Annotated in this window: 4 protein-coding genes (1 of these 4 running past the window's edge); all 4 read left to right on the top strand. The window is 69.5% G+C overall.

What is annotated here, in order from left to right:
• Tightly spaced (each overlapping or abutting the next), the 4 genes in view from GLA29479_RS07525 to GLA29479_RS07510 form a layout consistent with a single transcriptional unit that may run on beyond the window.
• Positions 1-475, top strand: partial view of a non-ribosomal peptide synthetase gene (locus GLA29479_RS07525; protein WP_057971224.1) — the 3' portion only. It extends 2,912 nt beyond the left edge of the window; 475 of the gene's 3,387 nt are visible here — the last part of the coding sequence; the start codon falls outside the window, past its left edge; it ends in the stop codon at positions 473-475.
• The gene (locus GLA29479_RS07520; RefSeq protein ID WP_057971223.1) at positions 472-7,299 is read left to right on the top strand and encodes a non-ribosomal peptide synthetase; all 6,828 of its coding nucleotides are present in this window, start codon (positions 472-474) and stop codon (positions 7,297-7,299) included. Before GLA29479_RS07525 ends, GLA29479_RS07520 begins: the two co-directional genes overlap by 4 nt.
• Positions 7,292-20,983, top strand: a complete 13,692-nt coding sequence (locus tag GLA29479_RS07515; protein ID WP_057971222.1) for an amino acid adenylation domain-containing protein — start codon at positions 7,292-7,294, stop codon at positions 20,981-20,983. Before GLA29479_RS07520 ends, GLA29479_RS07515 begins: the two co-directional genes overlap by 8 nt.
• A complete protein-coding gene (locus tag GLA29479_RS07510) occupies positions 20,980-21,747 on the top strand; it encodes a thioesterase II family protein (RefSeq protein ID WP_082638372.1) in 768 nt (255 codons plus the stop codon). The genes GLA29479_RS07515 and GLA29479_RS07510 overlap by 4 nt, the downstream gene beginning before the upstream one ends.

Here is a 21,747-nt window from a genome sequence, read left to right as displayed (position 1 = left end):
GCGCGAAGCGCTGGCGCGCGAGTTGGCCGAGTTCATGCTGCCGAGCGCCTTCGTCGCGGTCGAGGCCTGGCCGCTGACCGCGAACGGCAAACTCGACCGCGCGGCGTTGCCGTCGCCGGACGCTTCGGCCGTGGCCGCGCGCGCCTTCGAAGCGCCGCAGGGCGAGGCCGAACTCGCGGTGGCCGAGGTCTGGCAAGGCCTGCTCGGAATCGAGCGGGTCGGCCGCCACGACCAGTTCTTCGCCCTCGGCGGCCACTCGCTGCTGGCGATGGTGCTGATCGAGCGCCTGCGCCAGCGCGGCTACAACGCCGACATCGGCGCGGTGTTCACCGCGCCGAGCCTGAGCGAACTCGCGCAGCGCCTGGTGCCGGTCGCCGGCGCCGCCTCCGACGCCTACCAGGTGCCGGCCAATCTGATCCCCGACGCGTTCGCCGCCACCGGCGCGGATGCGGACACCGAGGAATTCCAAGTATGAGTCTCGACGAACTGCTGGCCCGACTGCGCGAACTCGGCGTCGCCGTGCTGGTCAAGCAAGGCGAATTGTCGATCCGCGCACCGCGCGGCGCGATGGGCCCGGAACTGCTGGAGCAGCTGAAACTGCACAAGCCGGCGCTGCTGGCGATGGCGGTCGAGGACGGCGTCGACCTGGTCGGCGGCGTCCGGGGCAGTATCTCCGAGCGGGCACCGGCGAAGATCACTCCGCAGATGTTGCCGCTGGTGCAGCTGAGCCAGGAGCAGATCGACGGCATCGTCGCCGCCGTGCCCGGCGGCGTGGCCAACATCCAGGACATCTATCCGCTGGCGCCGTTGCAGGAAGGCATCCTGTTCCACCACCTGCTCGAAGGCGAGGACGGCGGCGACACTTATCTGCTGCGCTCGATCGTCGCCTTCGACGCGCGCGACCGCCTCGACGCCTTCCTCGGCGCGCTGCAGGCGGTGATCGACCGCCACGACATCCTGCGCAGCGCGGTGCGCTGGCAGGGCCTGAGCGAGCCGGTGCAGGTGGTGCACCGCCGCGCGTCGTTGCCGCTGTCGGAGCTGGTCCCGGACGCCGGCGAGAGCGCGATGGACTGCCTGCTGCGGCGCACCGATCCGCGCCGCCATCGCATCGACCTGCAACGCGCGCCGAACCTGGCCGCGCAGATCGTGTTCGATGGCGACAGCGGCGAATGGCTGCTGGCCTTGCTCAATCACCACATGGTCTGCGACCACGTGACGATGGAGCTGATCCTCGGCGAGATCCATCTGCTGCTGCAGGGGCAGGGCGCCTTGCTGCCGGCGCCGTTGCCGTACCGCAACTTCATCGCCCGCACCCGCGCGGTCGGCGACGCCGAGCACGAGGCCTATTTCCGCGGCCAGCTGGGCCACATCGACGAGGCCACCGCGCCGTTCGGCGTGCTCGACGTACAGGGCGACGGCGCCGCCGTCGCCGAAGCGCGGGTCGAGTTCGACGATGCGCTCGCCTCGGCGATCCGCGAGGCCGCGCGCAGCCACGGCGTGACCCCGGCGGTGCTGTTCCACGTCGCCTGGGCGCAGGTCCTGGGCCAATGCTGCGGGCGCGACGAGGTGGTGTTCGGCACCGTGCTGTCCGGTCGCCTGCAGGGTGCCGAGGTCGCCGAGAACGTGGTCGGCATGTTCATCAACACCTTGCCGATGCGGGTCGCGCTGGCCGGGGTCGAGGTCGCCGATGCGGTCCGCGACGCCTACCGCGCGCTCGGCGAGTTGCTCGCCCACGAACAGGCGTCGCTGGCGCTGGCCCAGCGTTGCAGCGGCGTGCGCGCACCGACGCCGTTGTTCACTACCTTGCTCAATTACCGTCACAGCCACCAGGAAAGCGCCGCCGAGTCGGAAGACACCGCGCGGGTCTGGGCCGGCATGCGCCGCATCGGCGGCGAGGATCGCACCAACTACCCGCTGACGATGTCGGTCAACGACCGCGGCCAGGGCTTTGGCCTGTCGACCCTGGCGGTGCCGGGCATCGACGGCCCGCGTCTGATGGCCTATTTGGAAACCGCGGTGCGGGCCCTGGTCGACGCGCTCGCGCACGAGCCGCGGCGTGCGCTGCGGCGCCTGCCGGTGTTGCCGGCGCCCGAGCGCGAACAGGTGCTCGGCGGCTTCGGCGCCGCACGCGCCAGCTTCCGCAGCCAGGACAGCATCCACGGTCTGTTCGAGACGCAGGCGGCGCGCGATCCCGACGCCGTCGCGCTGAGCTTCGACGGCGCCAGCCTGAGCTATGGCGAACTCAATCGCCGCGCCAACCAGGTCGCGCATAGTTTGCTCGAACTCGGCGTGCGCGCCGACGATCGCGTCGCGATCTGCATCGGCCGCGGCTTCGACATGCTGGTCGGCGTGCTCGGCATCCTCAAGGCGGGCGCCGGTTACGTGCCGTTGGACCCCGTGTATCCGGCCGACCGCCTGAGCTACATGCTCGGCGACAGCGCGCCGGTGGCAGTGTTGACCTCGGCTACCCTGCGCGACGAGTTGCTCTTGCTCAGCGAAGCCAACGCGCCGTTGCTGGTGCTCGACGACGGTTCGCTTGCCGACCAGGCCGGGCACGACCCGGCGTTGGCGGTGGAGCCCGGTCACCTGGCCTATGTCATCTACACCTCCGGTTCGACCGGCCAGCCCAAGGGCGTGATGGTCGAACACGGCCATGTCGTGCGCCTGTTCGCGGCGACCCGGCCGTGGTTCGAGTTCGGCCGCGACGACGTCTGGACCCTGTTCCACTCGTTCGCATTCGACTTCTCGGTCTGGGAAATCTGGGGCGCGCTGTTCCACGGTGGCCGCCTGGTGGTGGTGCCGGAGCTGTGCGCACGCACCCCGGACGAGTTCTACGGCCTGCTCGCCGACCAGGGTGTGACCGTGCTCAACCAGACCCCGAGCGCGTTCCGGGCGCTGATCGCCGCGCAGGCGCGCAGCGAGCGCCCGCACGCCTTGCGCACGGTGATCTTCGGCGGCGAAGCACTGGAGCTGCACACCCTGGCGCCGTGGATCGAGCGCAACGACTGCGACCGCACCCGGTTGATCAACATGTACGGCATTACCGAGATCACCGTGCACGCCAGTTATCGGCGCATCCGCGCCGAGGACGTGCGCCAGGCCCGCGGCAGCCTGATCGGTTGCGCGATCCCGGACCTGCAACTGTACGTGCTCGACGCTCAGTTGCAGCCCGTGCCGGTCGGCGTGGCCGGCGAGTTGTACGTCGGCGGCGACGGCGTCGCCCGCGGTTATCTCAACCGCGCCGAACTCAGCGCGGAGCGTTTCCTGCGCGATCCGTTCTCGGCCTCGCCGCAGGCGCGACTGTACAAGACCGGCGACCTCGGCCGCTGGTTGCCCGACGGCGATCTCGAATACCTCGGCCGCAACGACTTCCAGGTCAAGATCCGCGGCTTCCGCATCGAGCTGGGCGAAATCGAAGCCAAGTTGGCGGCCTGCGCCGGCATCGCCGAAGCGGTGGTGATCGCGCGCGAAGACCAGCCGGGCGACAAGCGCCTGGTGGCGTATTTCATCGCCGCGGACGGCGCCGAGCCGAGTGCGGCCGAGCTGCGCGAAGCGCTGGCGCGCGAGCTGGCCGAGTACATGATCCCGAGCGCCTTCGTGCGCCTGCAGGCCTTGCCGCTGACCGCCAACGGCAAGCTCGACCGCAAGGCGCTGCCGGCGCCGGACCAGGCCTCGGTGTCGAGCCGGGGCTTCGAGGCGCCGCAGGGCGAGACCGAGCGCGCCATCGCCCAGGTCTGGCAGGAACTGCTGGGCCTGGAACGGGTCGGCCGCCACGATCATTTCTTCGAGCTCGGCGGCCATTCGCTGCTGTTGATCGGCCTGATCGAACGCCTGCGCCAGCACGGCCTGTCGGTCGACGTGCGCAGCGTGTTCGCCGCACCGACCCTGAGCGCGCTGGCCGCGCGCGCCGACGCCGCCAACGCGCCGGATGAGGCCGCGGTGCCGGCCAACCGCATCGGTGCCGACACCGTCGCCATCACCCCGGAGCTGTTGCCGCTGGTGGCGCTGGAGCAGGCGCAGATCGACGCGATCGTCGCCGCGGTCCCGGGCGGGGTCGGCAACGTCCAGGACATCTACCCGCTGGCGCCGCTGCAGAAGGGCATCTTGTTCCACCATTTGCTGGAGAACCAGAGCCAGGGCGACACCTATCTGCTGCGTTCGGTGGTGGCCTTCGACGGCCGCGAGCGTCTGGATCGTTTCCTCGGCGCCCTGCAGCAGGTGATCGACCGCCACGACATCCTGCGCAGCGCGGTGCACTGGGACGGCCTGCCGCAACCGGTGCAAGTGGTGCAGCGGCGCGCGCCGCTGCCGGTCACTGAAGTGGCGCTGGCTGCCGGCGAGGCGGCCTTGCCGCAGTTGTTGGCGCACAGCGACACCAACCGCATCCGTCTCGACCTGACCCGGGCGCCGGTGATGGCCGCGCAGATCGCCTTCGACGCCGAGTCGGGCGAATGGCTGCTGGCGCTGCTGACCCACCACATCGTCGAGGACAACTATTCCAAGCAGCTCATGCTCAAGGAAGCCGAGCTGTTGCTGCAGGGGCAGGGCGCGCTGTTGCCGGCGCCGATGCCCTACCGCAACTTCATCGCCCGCACCGTGGCGGCGCCTGAACAGCGCCATGAGGCCTGGTTCCGCGAGCAGTTCGGCGATGTCGACGAACCGACCGCGCCGTTCGGCGTGCTCGACGTGCAGGTCGACGGCGCCCGCGCCAACGAGTCGCGGGTCGAGTTCGCCGACGCCTTCGCGGTGCGTGTGCGCGAAGCCGCGCGCCACTGGGGGGTGACGCCGTCGGTGTTGTTCCACCTGGCTTGGGCGCGGGTGCTCGGCCAGTGCAGCGGTCGCGACGACGTCGTGTTCGGCACGGTGCTGTCGGGGCGCATGCAAGGCTCGGAGGGCGCCGACCAGGTGGTCGGCATGTTCCTCAATACCTTGCCGGTGCGGGTCGGCCTGGCTGGCCGCAACGTCGGCCAAGCGGTGCGCGACACCTATGGCTTCCTCGGCGAGCTGCTCGAGCGCGAGCAGGCTTCGCTGGCGTTGGCCCAGCAGTGCAGCGCGATCCTGCCGCCGTTGCCGCTGTTCACCGCTTTGTTGAACTACCGCAACCGTCGCGAAATGCGTCAGGGCGACACCCGCGACGCCGATGCGGCCTGGGATGGCATGCGCCTGATCGGCGGCGACGCCCGCAACAACTACCCGCTGACCCTGTCGGTCGAGGACCGCGGCGAAGGCTTCGGCCTGACCCTGCTGTCGGTGGCCGGCATCGACGGCCCGCGCGTGGTTCGCTATATGCAGACCGCGATGGAATCGCTGATCGCCGCGCTCGAAGCCGGCGGCGCGATGCCGCTGCTGGACTTGCCGATCCTGCCGGTGTCCGAGCGGGAGCAGGTGTTGAGCGGCTTCAACGATCTGCGTAGCGATGCGGTCCACGACCGAACGATCCATGGACTGTTCGAGGCGCAGGCCGCTGCCGTGCCGGATTCGGATGCACTCTTGGTCGAAGACGAGGTGCTGAGCTACGCCGAACTCAACCGCCGCGCCAACCGGGTCGCGCATCGCTTGATCGCGTTGGGTGTGAAACCCGATGACCGGGTGGCGATCTGCACCGAGCGCAGCGTGGCGATGATCGTCGGCGTGCTGGGCGTGCTCAAGGCCGGCGCCGGCTACGTGCCGCTCGACCCGAGCTATCCGATCGAGCGCCTGGCCTACATGCTCGAAGACAGCCGTCCCATCGCGCTGCTGACCCAGTCGGCGCTGCGCGCGGCGATGCCGATGCTGGAGTCGTCGCCGCTGCCGGTGGTGGTGCTCGACGATGAGTCGTTGGCCAGCTACAGCGAGAGCAATCCGAGCATCGCTGGCCTGACGCCGCGCCATCTCGCCTACGTGATCTACACCTCCGGCTCGACCGGCCAGCCCAAGGGCGTGATGGTCGAGCACCGTTCGGCGGTGAACTTCTGGCGGGTGATGGGCGAAACCACCCATCGCGAACTCAGCGGGGGCTCGCGCGTGGCGCTCAACGCCGCGTTCTCGTTCGACATGTCCCTGAAGGGCATCCTGCAGCTGCTGTCGGGCCATGCCCTGGTGCTGATCCCGCAGTCGATCCGCGCCAACGGCCCGGCGATGCTCGACTTTATCGACCGCTACCGCATCGACGCCTTCGACAGCACGCCCTCGCAATTGGAGGTATTGCTCGCCGCCGGTCTGATCGGCAAGCCCGGTCACCAGCCGACTAGCGTGCTGCTGGGCGGCGAGCCGATCGGCAAGGCGATGTGGGACAAGCTCAAGGCGTCGCCGAGCATCCACTTCCACAACATGTACGGCCCGACCGAGTGCACGGTCGACGCCACCATCGGCAGCATCCGCGATGCGGTCGGCGGCCCGAACATCGGCCGGCCGATTGCGAATACCCCGGTGTATCTGCTCGATGCGCGCGGCGAACCGGTGCCGGTCGGCGTGCCCGGCGAGCTGTTCCTCGGCGGCGTGCAGGTCGCACGCGGTTATCTGGATCGCCCGGAACTGACGGCGGAACGTTTCCTGCACGATCCGTTCTCGGCGGAATCCGATGCGCGCATGTACAAGACCGGCGACCTCGGTCGGTGGCGCGCCGACGGCACCATCGAATACCTGGGCCGCAACGATTTCCAGGTCAAGATCCGCGGGTTCCGCATCGAACTCGGCGAAATCGAGGCGCGCCTGACCGCCTGCGACGGCGTGCGCGAAGCGGTGGTGATCGCACGCGAAGAAGACAGCGGCGACAAGCGCTTGGTCGCCTACGTGGTGGCGGAGCAGGGTGCCGAGATCTCGGTGACTAACCTGCGCGAAGCGCTGGCCCGCGACCTGGCCGAGTACATGATCCCGAGCGCGTTCGTCGCCCTGGATGCCTTGCCCTTGAACCCGAACGGCAAGCTCGACCGCAAGGCCTTGCCGTCGCCGGATCAGTCCGCGCTCGCCAGCCGCGAGTACGAAGCCCCGCTCGGCGAAGTCGAGCAGACCCTGGCTGCGATCTGGCAGGACCTGCTTGGGATCGAACGCGTCGGTCGCCACGACCACTTCTTCGAACTCGGCGGCCACTCGCTGTTGATCATGCAACTGGCGATTCGAGTGCGCGAACAGTTCCATGTCGAAGTGCCGTTGCGCGAGCTGTTCGAGCGCCCGCTGCTGTCGGTGCTGGCCGATGCGATCAAGGCCTTGCAGGTCGAGGTCTTCCTCGGCGACGAGCTCGGCGACATGCAGGACGAGTTGGATTCGATGTCGGAAGACGAATTGCGCAAGCTGCTGGAAAGGGAATCCGTAGATGAATAAGCAGGACCCGGCTCTGGAAGCGCTGAAACAGGCGATTTTGCGCAACCGGCTCAAGAAACGCATCGAACAGCGCGGCGACGACCTCGCCGCGACGACGATTCCGCTGGCCGACCGCAGCGTGCCGCTGCCGCTGTCGTGGGCGCAGCAGCGCCTGTGGTTTCTCGACAGGCTCGACCCGGCCGCCAGCGCCGCGTATCACATGCCGGTGGCGCTGCGTTTGAGCGGTCGCCTCGACCGCGACGCGCTCAAGGCCACCCTCGACCGCCTGATCGCCCGCCATGAAAACCTGCGCACCCGTTTCGTCGAAGTCGACGGCGTGCCGACCCAAGTGGTCGCGCCGGGCGAGCAGGGCTTTGCCCTCGACCTGCAGGACCTGAGCGCACTCGCGCCCGAGGCGCGCGAAACCGCGATCGCCGAACTCGGCGCCATCGAAGCGCGCGCGCCCTTCGACCTCGCCGCCGGCCCTTTGATCCGCGGGCGCCTGCTGCGCCTGGCCGACGACGAGCACGTGCTGTTGCTGACCCAGCACCACATCGTCTCCGACGGTTGGTCGATCGGTGTGTTGGTGCGCGAAGTCACCGCGCTCTACGGCGCTTTCAGCCAGGGTCTGGCCGATCCGTTGCCGCCGCTGCCGATCCAGTACGCCGACTACGCGGTCTGGCAGCGCCAATGGCTGCAAGGCGACGCCTTGCAGGGGCAACTGGACTTCTGGCGCGGCCACCTCGGCGGGGCACCGGCCCTGCTGGAACTGCCGAGCGACCGACCGCGCCCGCCGGTGCAGCGCTATGCCGGCGGCCGCGTCGACCTGCGCCTGACCCCGCAGCTGACCGCGTCCCTGCATGCCTTGTCGCAGCGCCACGGCACGACCATGTTCATGGTCCTGCTGGCGGCGTGGGCGACCCTGTTGTCGCGCCTGAGCGGCCAGGACGAAGTGGTGATCGGCAGCCCGGTGGCGAACCGCCGCCGCAGCGAAGTCGAGCCGTTGATCGGCTTCTTCGTCAACACCATCGCCTTGCGTATCGATTTCAGCGGCAAGCCCGGCGTCGCCGCCTTGCTGGCCCAGGTCAAGGCCGCCACGCTCGGCGCTTATGCGCACCAGGACGTGCCGTTCGAGCAAGTGGTCGAAGCCTTGCAGCCGGCGCGCAGCCTCAGCTACGGGCCGGTGTTCCAGACCATGCTGGCGTTCAACAACACGCCCGGCAACAGCGAGCTGAGCCTGCCGGGCCTGAGCCTGGAAATGCTCGGCACCTCGCGCTACACCGCCCACTTCGATCTGGAACTGGGGCTGCGCGAGATCGACGGCGCGGTCGAGGGCAACATCGGTTACGCCAGCGATCTGTTCGATCACAGCACCATCGAGCGCTATGCCGGCTACTTCGTCAGCGTGCTCGAAGGCCTGGCCGCCGAGGGCGCCGAGCCGATCGCGCGCCTGCCCTTGATGGCGGCGGCCGAGCGCGAGCGCGTGCTCGAAGGTTTCAACGACAGCGCGGTCGAGTTCGCGGCGTCGCGTGTGCTGCATCAGCTGTTCGAGCAGCAGGCGCGCAGCACGCCCGATGCCCTGGCGCTGGTGTTCGAGGAACGCAGCCTCGATTACGCCGAACTCAATCGCCGCGCCAACCGGGTCGCGCATCGCTTGATCGCGCTCGGGATTGAACCTGATGATCGCGTCGCGATCTGCGCCGAGCGCGGGCCGGAACTGGTGATCGGGGTGCTCGGCATCCTCAAGGCCGGCGCCGGCTACGTGCCGCTCGACCCGGCCTATCCGGACGAGCGCCTGGCCTACATGCTCGACGACAGCGCGCCGCTGGCGCTGCTGAGCCAGCGCAGTCTGTTCGACGAAGTGCCGGCGTTGGGCGCTTCTCGTGTGCCGCTGATCGACCTCGACGATCCCGTGCTCGCGAACGAGCCCGAGCACGATCCGCTTGTGGCCGGGCTGACCCCGCAGCATCTGGCCTACGTCATCTACACCTCGGGTTCGACCGGCCAGCCCAAGGGCGTGGCGATGGCGCAAGCGCCGCTGGTCAACCTGATCGATTGGCAGTGCCGCGACCAGGGCGGTCGCGCCGCCGGCGAGAAGGTGCTGCAGTTCTCCGCGCTCGGTTTCGACGTCGCCTTCCAGGAATTGTTCTATACGCTGGCCTCGGGCGGCTGCCTGATGCTGCTGCGCGAAGCGACCCGCCAGGACCCGTTCGCACTGGTCGATTTCATCAAGCGCCACGAGGTGCAGCGGATCTTCCTGCCGTTCGTGGCCTTCCAGGGTCTGGTCGCGGCGGCCGAGCGCAACGGCGAAGCGCTGCCGTCGCTGACCCGTGTGGTCACCGCCGGCGAGCAGTTGTTCGTCAACCCGGCGATCCGCAGTTTCTTCGCTCGCGTGCCTGGACGCGAGCTGCACAACCATTACGGCCCGACCGAAAGCCACGTCTGCACCGCCCACACGCTGTCCGGCGACCCGATGGCGTGGCCGGCGACTCCGCCGATCGGTGCGCCGATCGCCAATGCGCGCATCTACCTGCTCGACGGCGAGCGCCAGCCGGTGCCGCCCGGCGTCAACGGCGAGATCTACATCGGCGGCGCCTGCCTGGCGCGCGGCTATCTCGGTCGCCCCGAACTCAGCGCCGAGCGCTTCCTGGCCGACCCCTTCGTCGCCGACGCCGATGCGCGCATGTACAAGACCGGCGACCTCGGCCGCTGGCTGCCCGACGGCACCGTCGACTACCTCGGCCGCAACGATTTCCAGGTCAAGATCCGCGGCTTCCGGGTCGAGCTCGGCGAGATCGAGGCGCGTCTGTGCGCCTGCGCCGGCGTGCGCGAAGCGGTGGTCACCGCGCGCGACGACCAGGCCGGCGGCAAGCGTCTGGTCGCGTATCTGTTGGCGGAGCAGGGCGCCGACGTCTCGGCGGCAACTTTGCGCGCGGCGTTGGCGCGCGATCTGGCCGAATACATGCTGCCGTCCGCGTTCGTGAGCCTGGACGCCTGGCCGATGTCGCCGAACGGCAAGCTGGACCGCAGGGTGCTGCCGGCGCCGGACCAGTCCGCGCTCGCGCTGCGCGAATACGAAGCGCCGCAGGGCGAACTGGAACAGACGGTGGCGCGGGTCTGGTGCGAACTGCTGGGCCTGGAACGCGCCGGGCGCCAGGATCAGTTCTTCGAGCTCGGCGGGCATTCCTTGCTCGCAGTGCAGTTGGTCACGCGCCTGCGCGAAGCGCTCGGCGTCGAGCTGGCGCTGCGCGAGGTGTTCGCGCATCCCAGCCTCGCCGCGATGGCCGCGGCGCTGGCCGGCGCCGGCCGCGCCGACGACAGCACCATCGCCGTGGCCGACCGCGACGGCCCGTTGCCCTTGTCGTGGGCGCAGCAACGCCTGTGGTTCCTCGACCAGCTCGATCGCGCCGCCAGCGCGGCGTATCACATGCCGGCGGCGCTGCGCCTGAGCGGCCGGCTCGACCGCAGCGCGCTCAAGCGCACCCTCGACGGCATCGTCGCCCGTCACGAGAACCTGCGCACCAGTTTCGTCGATGGCGGCGGCACGCCGGTGCAGCTGATCGCGCCGGCCGAAGTCGGCTTCGTCCTGATCGAACACGACCTGACGGACGTCGCCGCCGAGGCGCGCGACGCCGCGGTCGCGGCACTCGCCGCGCAGGAAGCGCAGGCGCCGTTCGATCTCGCCGTCGGCCCGCTGATCCGCGGCCGTCTGCTGCGGCTGGCCGACGACGAGCACGTGCTGCTGGTCACCCAGCATCACATCGTCTCCGATGGTTGGTCGCTCGGCGTGCTGGTGCGCGAAGTCAGCGCGCTGTACGCCGCGTTCCACGAAGGCCGCGCCGATCCCTTGCCGCCGCTGCCGATCCAGTACGCCGACTATGCCGTGTGGCAACGCCAGTGGTTGCAGGGCGAGACCCTGCAGGCGCAGCTGAATTTCTGGCGCGAGCATCTGCGCGGCGCGCCGGCCTTGCTGGAACTGCCGGCCGACCGTCCGCGCCCGCCGCTGCAGAGCTATGCCGGCGACCGCGTCGCGCTGAGCCTGTCGCCGGAGTTGACCGCGTCGCTGCGCGCCTTGTCGCAGCGCCACGGCACCACTTTGTTCATGACCTTGCTGGCCGCCTGGTCGGTGCTGCTGTCGCGCCTGAGCGGGCAGGACCAGGTCGTGGTCGGCAGCCCGGTCGCGAACCGCAAGCGCGCCGAAGTCGAGCCGCTGATCGGTTTCTTCGTCAACACCCTGGCCCTGCGCGTCGACCTGAGCGCGGCGCCGAGCGTGGCCGCGCTGTTGGCGCAGATCAAGGCCACCACCCTGGACGCCTATGCGCACCAGGACGTGCCGTTCGAGCAGGTGGTCGAAGCGGTGCAGCCGGCGCGCACGTTGAGCTACAGCCCGCTGTTCCAGAGCATGCTGGCCTTCAACAACACCCCCGACGGCGGCGCCCTGGAACTGCCGGGGCTGAGCCTGGAAGCGGTCGGCGGCACCCGCCACACCGCGCACTTCGACATCGAGCTGGCGGTCACCGATGCCGGCGCCACCCTCGAAGGCAACCTGGCTTTCGCCACCGATTTGTTCGAGCGCGCCACCATCGAGCGCTATGCCGGGCATTTCGTCCGCCTGCTCGAAAGCATGGCCGGCGACGATGCGCACACGGTCGATGCCTTGCCGCTGCTCAGCGCCGACGAGCGCGAGCAAGTGCTGCATGGTTTCAACGCCACCGATGCCGAGTATCCGCACGACCGCTGCATCCACAGCGTGTTCGAACAACGCGCGGCCGAGCGGCCGACCGCGATCGCCGCACGTTTCCAGGGGCGCAGCCTGAGCTATGCCGAACTGGACCGCAGCGCCAATCGCCTCGCGCATCGCCTGATCGCGCTCGGCGTCGAACCCGACGACCGCATCGCCGTCTGCGCCGAACGCGGCCTGGAACTGCTGGTGGGCGTGCTCGCCATCCTCAAGGCCGGCGCCGGTTACGTGCCGCTGGACCCGCAGCATCCCGACGAACGCCTGGCCTTCATGCTCGCCGACTGCGCGCCGCGCGCGCTGCTCGCGCCGTACGCACTGCGCGAGGCGATACCGGCGCTGGCCGGCAGCGAAGCCGCATTCGTGGCCATGGACGGCATCGCCGATGCGGCATCGCCGTCGCCGGCCGACCTCGCGCCCGAAGTGGCCGGGCTCGGCTCGCGCCATCTGGCCTACGTGATCTACACCTCCGGTTCGACCGGCTTGCCCAAGGGCGTGATGGTCGAACACCGCAACGTGTTGCGATTGGTGATCAATAACGAATGCGCGCAGTTCGGCGCCGCCGACGTCATCGCCCAATGCGCGAACCCGGCCTTCGACGCCTCGACCTGGGAGCTGTGGGGCGCCTTGCTCAACGGCGCGCGCCTGGAAATCATCGCTGCCGAGGATGTGCTGGAACCGGCGCGCTTCGGCGCGGCCCTGATCGACGGCGGCGTGACCGCGCTGTGGCTGACGGTAGGTCTGTTCAACGAGTACGTCGATGCGCTGGCGCCGGCCTTCGCCGGACTGAATCATTTGTTGATCGGCGGCGACGCGCTCGACCCGCGCAGCGTCGCGCGCGCGCTCGGCCGCGCGCAACGGCCGCGGCGTTTGGTCAACGGCTACGGCCCGACCGAGACCACGACCTTCGCCACCAACTTCGAGATCGCCGCGGTCGCCGAGGGCGCGCGCAGCATCCCGATCGGCAAGCCGATCGCCAACACCCGTGTGTACCTGCTCGACGCGCGCGGCGAGCCGGTACCGGTCGGCGTCGCCGGCGAGCTCTACATCGGCGGCCCCGGCGTGGCCCGCGGTTACCTCAACCGCGACGAGCTCAGCGCCGAACGTTTCGTCGCCGATCCTTTCGGCGCAGCAGCCGGCGCGTGCCTGTACCGTACCGGCGACCTCGGCCGCTGGCAGGCCGACGGCAACATCGAGTTCCTCGGCCGCAACGATTTCCAGGTCAAGATCCGCGGTTTCCGCATCGAACTCGGCGAGATCGAAGCGCGCCTGGCCGATTGCGCGGGCGTGCGCGAAGCGGTGGTGCTGGCGCGCGAAGACCAGCCCGGCGACAAGCGCCTGGTGGCCTATGTGATCGCCGAAGACGGCGTCGAAGTCTCGGCAGCGGCATTGCGCGAAGCCCTGACCAAGAATCTGGCCGATTACATGCTGCCGTCGGCGTTCGTGAGTCTGGCGGCCTGGCCGCTGACCGCGAACGGCAAGCTCGACCGCAAGGCGCTGCCGGCGCCGGACGCATCGGCGGTGGCGGCACGCGAGTACGAAGCGCCGCAGGGCGAGGCCGAAACCGCGGTCGCGGCGGTCTGGTCCGAGCTGCTCGGCCTGGAGCGGGTCGGCCGTCACGATCATTTCTTCGAGCTCGGCGGCCACTCGCTGCTCGCCGTGCAACTCACCACGCGCCTGCGCGAGAGCCTCGGCGCGGCGCTGGCCCTGCGCGAGGTATTCGCGCGGCCGACCCTGGCGGCGATGGCGGCGGCCCTGTCCGGCGCCGAACGCGCCGACGAGGCGGCGATCCCGCGCGCCGACCGCACCGCGGCCTTGCCGCTGTCGTGGGCGCAACAACGCCTGTGGTTCCTCGACCGGCTCGATCCTGCCGCCGGCGCGGCCTATCACATGCCGACCGCGCTGCGCCTGAGCGGCCGTCTCGACCGCGATGCCTTGAAGGCGACCCTCGACCGCATCGTGGCCCGCCACGAAAACCTGCGCACCTATTTCGTCGAAGTCGACGGGATCGCCTCGCAGTCGATCGCGCCGGCCGACCGGGGCTTCGACCTGGTCGAGACCGATCTGCGCGAGCTCGACGCCGAAGCGCGCGAACGCGCGGTCGCCGAGCTCGGCGGCGAAGAGGCGCGCGCGCCGTTCGATCTCGCCGCCGGCCCGTTGATCCGCGGGCGCTTGCTGCGGCTGGCCGACGCCGAACACGTGCTGCTGTTGACCCAGCATCACATCGTCTCCGACGGTTGGTCGCTCGGCGTGTTGGTCAAGGAAGTGAGCGCGCTGTACGCGGCCTTCAGCCAGGGCCAGGACGACCCGCTGCCGCCGTTGCCGATCCAGTACGCCGACTACGCGCAATGGCAGCGGCAATGGCTGCAGGGCGAAACCCTGCGCCAGCAGATCGGGTTCTGGCGCGAGCATCTGCGCGGTGCGCCGGCGTTACTGGAGCTGCCGAGCGACCGGCCGCGTCCGCCGTTGCCGAGCTATGCCGGCGACCGCGTCGGCTTGAGTCTGTCGCCGCAGCTGACCGCCGGTCTGCGCGAGCTGTCGCAGCGCCACGGCGCGACCTTGTTCATGACCTTGCTGGCGGCGTGGTCGAGCCTGTTGTCGCGCTTGAGCGGGCAGGGCGAGATCGTCGTCGGCAGCCCGGTCGCCAATCGCCAGCGCGCCGAGATCGAACCGCTGATCGGCTTCTTCGTCAACACCCTGGCGCTGCGCATCGAGGTCGACGGGCAGGCTAGCGTCGCCGATCTGTTGAGCCGCGTGCGCGCCACCATGCTCGACGCCTACGCCCACCAGGACGTGCCGTTCGAGCAAGTGGTCGAAGCGGTGCAGCCGGCGCGCAGCCTCAGTTACAGCCCGTTGTTCCAGACCATGTTCGCGTTCAACAACACCCCGGGCGGCGGCGCCCTGCAACTGCCGGGTTTGGAGCTGGAAAGCATCGGCCGCCCGCTGCACACCGCCCACTTCGATCTCGAACTGGCCCTGGCCGACAGCGGCGACAGCCTGCAAGGCAATCTGTCCTTCGCCAGCGATCTGTTCGACCGCAAGACGATCGAGCGCTACGCCGGTTATTTCGTCCGTCTGCTCGAAGCGATGGTCGCCGACCCGCAAGCCCCGGTCAGCCGCCTGCCGCTGCTGCCCGCGGCCGAGCGCGAGCAGGTGCTGGAAGCCTTCAACGACACTGCTTTCGATTACCCGCGCGAGCGTCTGCTGCATCAGCCGTTCGAGACGCAGGTTCGGGCGACGCCGGGAGCGACCGCACTGGTCTGCGGCGGCGAGCGGCTGAGCTATGCCGAACTCAATCGCTGGGCCAACCGCATTGCGCATCGGCTGCTTGCGCTCGGCGTGCGTGCCGACGACCGCGTCGCGATCTGCCTCGAACGCAGTCCGTCGCTCGTGGCCGGGGTGCTCGGCATCCTCAAGGCCGGCGCGGCCTACGTGCCGCTGGACCCGAACTATCCTGCGGACCGTTTGGCCTACATGCTCGCCGACAGTGCGCCGATGGCGCTGTTGAGCCAACAGTCGCTGACGGGCTTGCTGGGTGAGGTCGCGGTGCCGGTCGTGTTGGCCGACGATGCGGGCTTGGCCGATCAGCCCGAGCATGATCCGAAGGTCGATGGCCTGACCGCGCGCCATCTGGCCTACGTGATCTACACCTCCGGTTCGACCGGCCAGCCCAAGGGCGTGGCGATCGAACATGCGAATGCGACGAATTTCATCGCCTGGGCGAACGCCAACTTCAGCCGCGAGCAGCTGAGCAATACGCTGTTCTCGACCTCGATCAACTTCGACCTGGCGGTGTACGAGTTGTTCGCACCGCTGAGCATCGGCGCGCAGATCACCGTCGTGCGTGATGTGCTGGCGACCGATTCGAACAGCCCGCTGAGCCTGATCAACACCGTGCCCTCGGGCATCAACGCCTTGCTGCAGAGCGGCGGGGTGCCGGTGACCACGCGCACGGTCAATCTGGCCGGCGAACCGCTCAAGCGCGCGCTGGTCGAGCAGATCTTCGCCCAGACCGACGTGGCGATGGTTGCGAACCTGTACGGCCCGACCGAGACCACGACCTATTCGACCTGGGTTGCGATGGACCGCGCGGATGGTTTTGCCTCGCACATCGGCAAGCCGGTCGCGAACACCCGCATCTACATCGTCGATGCGCATCTCGAGCCGGTGCCGGTCGGGGTGGTCGGGGAGCTGTACATCGGCGGCGAAGGCGTGGCCCGCGGCTATCTGCACCGTCCCGAACTGACTGCCGAGCGTTTCGTGCGCGATCCCTTCGTCGCGGACGAAGCCGCTCGGATGTACAAGACCGGCGACCTCGGCCGCTGGCGCGCCGACGGCACCATCGAATACCTGGGCCGCAACGACTTCCAGGTCAAGATCCGCGGCTTCCGCATCGAACTCGGCGAGATCGAGAGCAAGCTCGCTGCGTGCGAAGGCGTGCGCGAAGCGGTGGTAGTGGCGCGCGAAGGCGAGGGCGGCGATAAGCGCCTGATCGCCTATGTGGTCGCGCACGACGGCATCGAACTGTCGACCGGGAATCTCCGCGAGCAACTGTCGCGCAGTCTGGCCGAGTTCATGCTGCCGAGCGCCTTCGTGACCCTGGCGGCGTTGCCGCTGACCCCGAACGGCAAGCTCGACCGCAAGGCCTTGCCGGCGCCGGGCGACGACGCGGTGATCCGCCGCGAGTTCGAAGCGCCGCAGGGCGAGACCGAGACCGCGCTCGCCGCGATCTGGTGCGAACTGCTGGGCTTGGAACGCGTCGGCCGCCAGGACCAGTTCTTCGAACTCGGCGGGCATTCGCTGCTGGCCCTGCAACTGGTTACCCGACTGCGTTCGACCCTCGGTCTGGAGTTCGCCCTGCGCGAGGTGTTCGCGCAGCCGAGTCTCGACGGCATGGCGCGGGCCCTGGATAGCATCGACCGCGCCGCCGAATCGCTGGCGCCGATCGTGCCGGCCGACCGCAGCGGGCCGCTGCCGCTGTCGTGGGCGCAGCAACGCCTGTGGTTCCTGGATCAACTCGATCCGGCCGCGGGCGCGGCTTACCACATGCCGGCGGCACTGCGTTTGAGCGGTGCGCTGGACCGCGGCGCGCTCAAGGCCGCGTTGGACCGGGTCGTCGCCCGTCATGAAAACCTGCGCACCTGTTTCGCCGAAGTCGACGGCCAGCCGGTGCAGCTGATCGCCGCGGCCGACAGCGGTTTCGTCCTGGTCGAGCATGACTTGGGCGACCTCGACGAGACTGCGCGCGAGCATGCGTCGGCCAGCCTGAGCCTGCAGGAGGCGCGTGCATCGTTCGATCTCGCCCGCGGCCCGCTGATCCGCGGCCGCCTGCTGCGCCTGCGCGACGATGAGCACGTGTTGCTGGTCACCCAGCACCACATCGTTTCCGACGGCTGGTCGATCGGCGTGTTGGTGCGCGAAGTGGCGGCGTTGTACGCGGCCTTCCACGAGGGCCGCATCGATCCGCTGCCGCCGCTGCCGATCCAGTACGCCGACTACGCGCTATGGCAACGGCAATGGCTGCAGGGTGAGGCGCTGAGCGAGCAGGTCGAGTTCTGGCGCGGGCAATTGCGCGGTGCTCCGGCATTGTTGGAGCTGCCGAGCGACCGGCCGCGTCCGCCGGTGCAGAACTATGCCGGCGATCGGGTCGAACTGCGTCTGTCGGCGCAAGCTTCGGCGGCCTTGCGCGCCTTGTCGCAGCGTCACGGCACGACGTTGTTCATGACCTTGCTCGCGGGTTGGGCGAGCCTGCTGTCGCGCCTGAGCGGGCAGGACGAGGTGGTGATCGGCAGTCCGGTCGCCAATCGCCAGCGCAGCGAGATCGAGCCGCTGATCGGCTTCTTCGTCAACACCCTGGCGCTGCGCATCGGCGTCGACGGCCAAGCCAGCGTCGCGGAACTGTTGGCGCAGGTGAAGGCGACCATGCTCGATGTCTACGCCCACCAGGAGCTGCCGTTCGAGCAGGTGGTAGAGGCCGTGCAGCCGGCGCGCAGCTTGAGCTACGGCCCGCTGTTCCAGACCATGTTCGCCTTCAACAACACCCCGGGCGGCGGCGCGCTGAATTTGCCGGGATTGGCGCTGGAATCGATCGACAGCCCGTCGACGACGACCCAGTTCGACCTGTCGCTGGCCTTGGCCGACGGCACCGACGGCATCGCCGGCAGCCTGGCCTATGCGACCGCGCTGTTCGACCGCGCCACTGCCGAACGCTACGCCGCCTGCCTGGTGTCGCTGCTCGAAGCGATGGCCGCCGACGAGCGCTGCGCCATCGCGGCGTTGCCGCTGCTGGCCGCGCCGCAACGCGAGCAGGTGCTGCGCAGCTTCAACGACACCGAGACGAAGTTCGTCCTGCCGGCCTCGATCCATCGTGGCTTCGAGTTGCAGGCACAGCGCACGCCCGAGGCCGAGGCCCTGGTCTGCGGCGGACGCAGCCTGAGCTACGCCGAACTCAACCGCCGCGCCAACCGCATCGCCCATCGCCTGATCGCGCTGGGCGTGCGTGCCGACGACCGCGTCGCGATCCGGGTCGAACGCGAGCTAGAGACCATCGTCGGCGTGCTGGGCATCCTCAAGGCCGGCGCCGGCTACGTGCCGCTGGACCCGGCCTATCCGCGCGAGCGCCTCGACTACATGCTCGCCGACAGCGCGCCGGTGGCCTTGCTGGCGACATCCACGGCATCGCAGCTCGCGACCGCGCTGCCGCTGGTGCTGCTCGACGATGTCGCCCTGGCCGGGCAACCCGATCACGATCCTGAGCTGCCCGGAATCGGCCCGCAGCAGCTGGCCTATGCGATCTACACCTCCGGCTCGACCGGACGGCCCAAGGGGGTGATGGTCGAGCACCGCAACGTGCTCAACCTGTGGGCCGCGCTGGAACGCGAGGCCTTCGTCCATTGCGCGGCCGGCGCGCGGGTCGCGCTCAACGCCGGCCTGTCCTTCGATGCCTCGCTGCAAGCGTTGACTCAGCTGCTGTCCGGCCGCAGCGTGGTGTTGGTGCCGGCCGAGGTTCGCGCCGACGCCGAGGCGATGCTCGATTTCCTGGCGCGCGAACGGATCCAGGCCTTCGACTGCACGCCGGCCCAGTTCGAGTTGCTGATCGAGCGCGGCCTGTTGCGCCGCGGCGACACCGATCTGCGCATGGTCCTGATCGGTGGCGAAGCCTTGTCGGCGCGCGCCTGGGACGCGGCCGCGGCCTCGTCGTTGCACTGTTTCAACGTCTACGGACCGACCGAATGCACGGTCGACGCGACCCTGGCGCCGGTCGGCGCCGGCGTCGCCCCGCACATCGGCACGCCGATCGCCAACACCCGGGTCTACATCCTCGACGGCGAACGCCAGCCGGTGCCGGTCGGGGTGACCGGCGAGCTGTTTATCGGCGGCGCCGGCGTGGCCCGTGGCTATCTGCATCGGGCCGAGCTCACCGACGAGCGCTTCCTTGCCGATCCGTTCGCGGACACGGCGGGTGCCCGCATGTACTGCACCGGCGACCTCGGCCGCTGGCGCGAGGACGGCCGCATCGAATACCTGGGACGCAACGATTTCCAGGTCAAGATTCGCGGCCATCGCATCGAACTCGGCGAGATCGAGGCCCGTTTGGGCGAATGCGACGGCGTGCGCGAGGCGATGGTGGTCGCACGCGAAGACCAAGCCGGCGATCAGCGCCTGGTGGCCTACCTGCTGGCACGCGGCGATGCTGCACCGGCTGCGGCCGCACTGCGCGAACAACTGGCGCGCTCGCTCGCCGAACACATGCTGCCGGCGGCGTTCGTGGTGCTGCCGGCGTGGCCGCTGACCGCCAACGGCAAACTCGACCGCGCGGCCTTGCCGGCGCCGGACGGCGCGGCGCGGGTGCAGCACGCTTACGCCGCGCCGCAGGGCGCGACCGAAGAGGCCATCGCCGCAGTCTGGTCGCGGTTGCTCGGCGTCGAGCGGGTGGGGCGGCACGACCGTTTCTTCGAACTCGGCGGCCATTCGCTGCTAGCGATCCGGGTAGTGCACGAACTGCGTGCGCGCCTCGGCGTGGCCGTGCCGCTGTCGGCGACCTTCTCGGCGCCGACCTTGGCGGCATTGGCGGCGGCGATCGACCAGCAAGACGCGCGCCCGGTTTCGCTGTGCGTGCCGCTGCAGGCGGCGGCGACGGGCCGGCCGATGTTCTGCGTGCATCCGGTCGGCGGCCAAGTCTCGTTCTATACCGCCCTCGCAGCGGGACTGGCGAGCTTGGGTCCGGTCTACGGCCTGCAATCGCCGGAAGCCGCGGGCCTGCCGCAGCGCCCGGCCTCGTTGCGGGCGATGGCCCAGGCCCAGGTCGAGGCGATCCGCAGTCTGCAGCCGCGGGGTCCGTACCGTCTGCTCGGTTGGTCGAGCGGCGGCATCCTCGCCGCGACGATCGCGCAGCAATTGATCGCCGCCGGCGAGCGGGTCGAATACCTCGGCCTGCTCGATACCCACCTGCCCATCGCCGGTCTCGACAAGGAGCCGATGCGCGCGGCCGAGGTCGCCCTGCGCGCCGAGTTGCAAGGCCGCGGCCTGGCCTGGCCGGTGTCGGTCGAGTTCGACGGGCTGGCCATCGAAGTGTTGTCGGCGCAGCGCTTCGAACAAGTCGAGCCGCTGCTGCAGCGCCTGGGCTGGCGGGATGCCGATGCCGCGGCCTTCGCCCATCTGCAGGCGCAGTGGCCGGTGACCCGTGCGCACCTGCAGCTGTTGTCGGGCTATAGCGCGAGTCCGGTCGACGCGCCGGTGCAGGCCTTCCGCGCCGATGGTTCGACCCGCGTCGCCGAAGGCATCGAGGCGATCAGCGGCGGCTTTGAGGCGGTCGCGGTCGATGCCGGCCACTACGCCATGCTGGCCGAGCCGCACGCGCAGCGTATCGCCGCGGCCATCGCCGAGTTCCTCGCCCCTCCCTCGTCCACGCGCAATTCCCGCATCGGCGCCGATGCCGAGCGCGCCCTCGCCGAGACCTTGACATGAGTTCGTCGCTTTCCTTGCAGACCACGCCGTGGTTGATCCGCACGCCGTCCTCGACCCGGCGCATGCGCTTGTTCTGCTTCTCCTACGCCGGCGGCAACGCCTTCAACTTCTTCCGCTGGCAGGAGGCGCTCGACCCGGCCGTCGAAGTCTGCGCGGTGCAGTTACCGGGGCGCAGTGCGCGCATCGCCGAAGAGCCGATCGGGTCCTTGCCGGCCTTGCTGCAGGCGGTGGCGCCGGTGATCTCGCGCATGGACGACCTGCCGTGCGCCTTCTTCGGCCACAGCGTCGGCGCCCTGGTCGCGTTCGAGTTGAGCCGCTACCTGCGCCTGCACGGCTTGAGCACGCCGAGCCATTTGTTCATGTCCGGCTGCCATGCGCCGCAGTTCCGCAGCCCGACCCGGCAGCTGCACACCTTGTCGGATACGCAGTTCACCGAGGTGCTGCGCGAGTACGAGGGCACGCCGCCGGAGGTGCTGGAAAGCCGCGAGTTGATGGAACTGCTGCTGCCGGCGATCCGCGCCGATTTCGCCATCGCCGAGAACTATCGCTACCGCCACGGCCCGCTGTTGTCGATGCCGATCAGCGTGTTCGCCGGGCGCGAGGATCTGAACAAGGAGTCCGGCCAGGTCGACGGCTGGCAGAAAGAAACCTCGGGCGCCTGCCAGGTCACCTGGTTCGACGGCGGCCACTTTTTCGTCAACAGCCAGCGCGCCGCGGTGCTGGAGCAACTCAACGCGGAACTGACCGCAAGTTTGTGCGTATAG

This window comes from Lysobacter antibioticus, from assembly GCF_001442535.1.
In the GTDB taxonomy this organism is placed as follows: Bacteria; Pseudomonadota; Gammaproteobacteria; order Xanthomonadales; family Xanthomonadaceae; genus Lysobacter; species Lysobacter antibioticus.
This window is presented reverse-complemented; position numbering and strand designations above follow the sequence as displayed.

Excerpts from the sequence above, each read along its gene's own strand:
- GLA29479_RS07515 (WP_057971222.1), top strand. The coding sequence starts at position 7,292 with ATGAATAAGCAGGACCCGGCTCTGGAAGCGCTGAAACAGGCGATTTTG.
- GLA29479_RS07520 (WP_057971223.1), top strand. The coding sequence starts at position 472 with ATGAGTCTCGACGAACTGCTGGCCCGACTGCGCGAACTCGGCGTCGCC.
- GLA29479_RS07510 (WP_082638372.1), top strand. The coding sequence starts at position 20,980 with ATGAGTTCGTCGCTTTCCTTGCAGACCACGCCGTGGTTGATCCGCACG.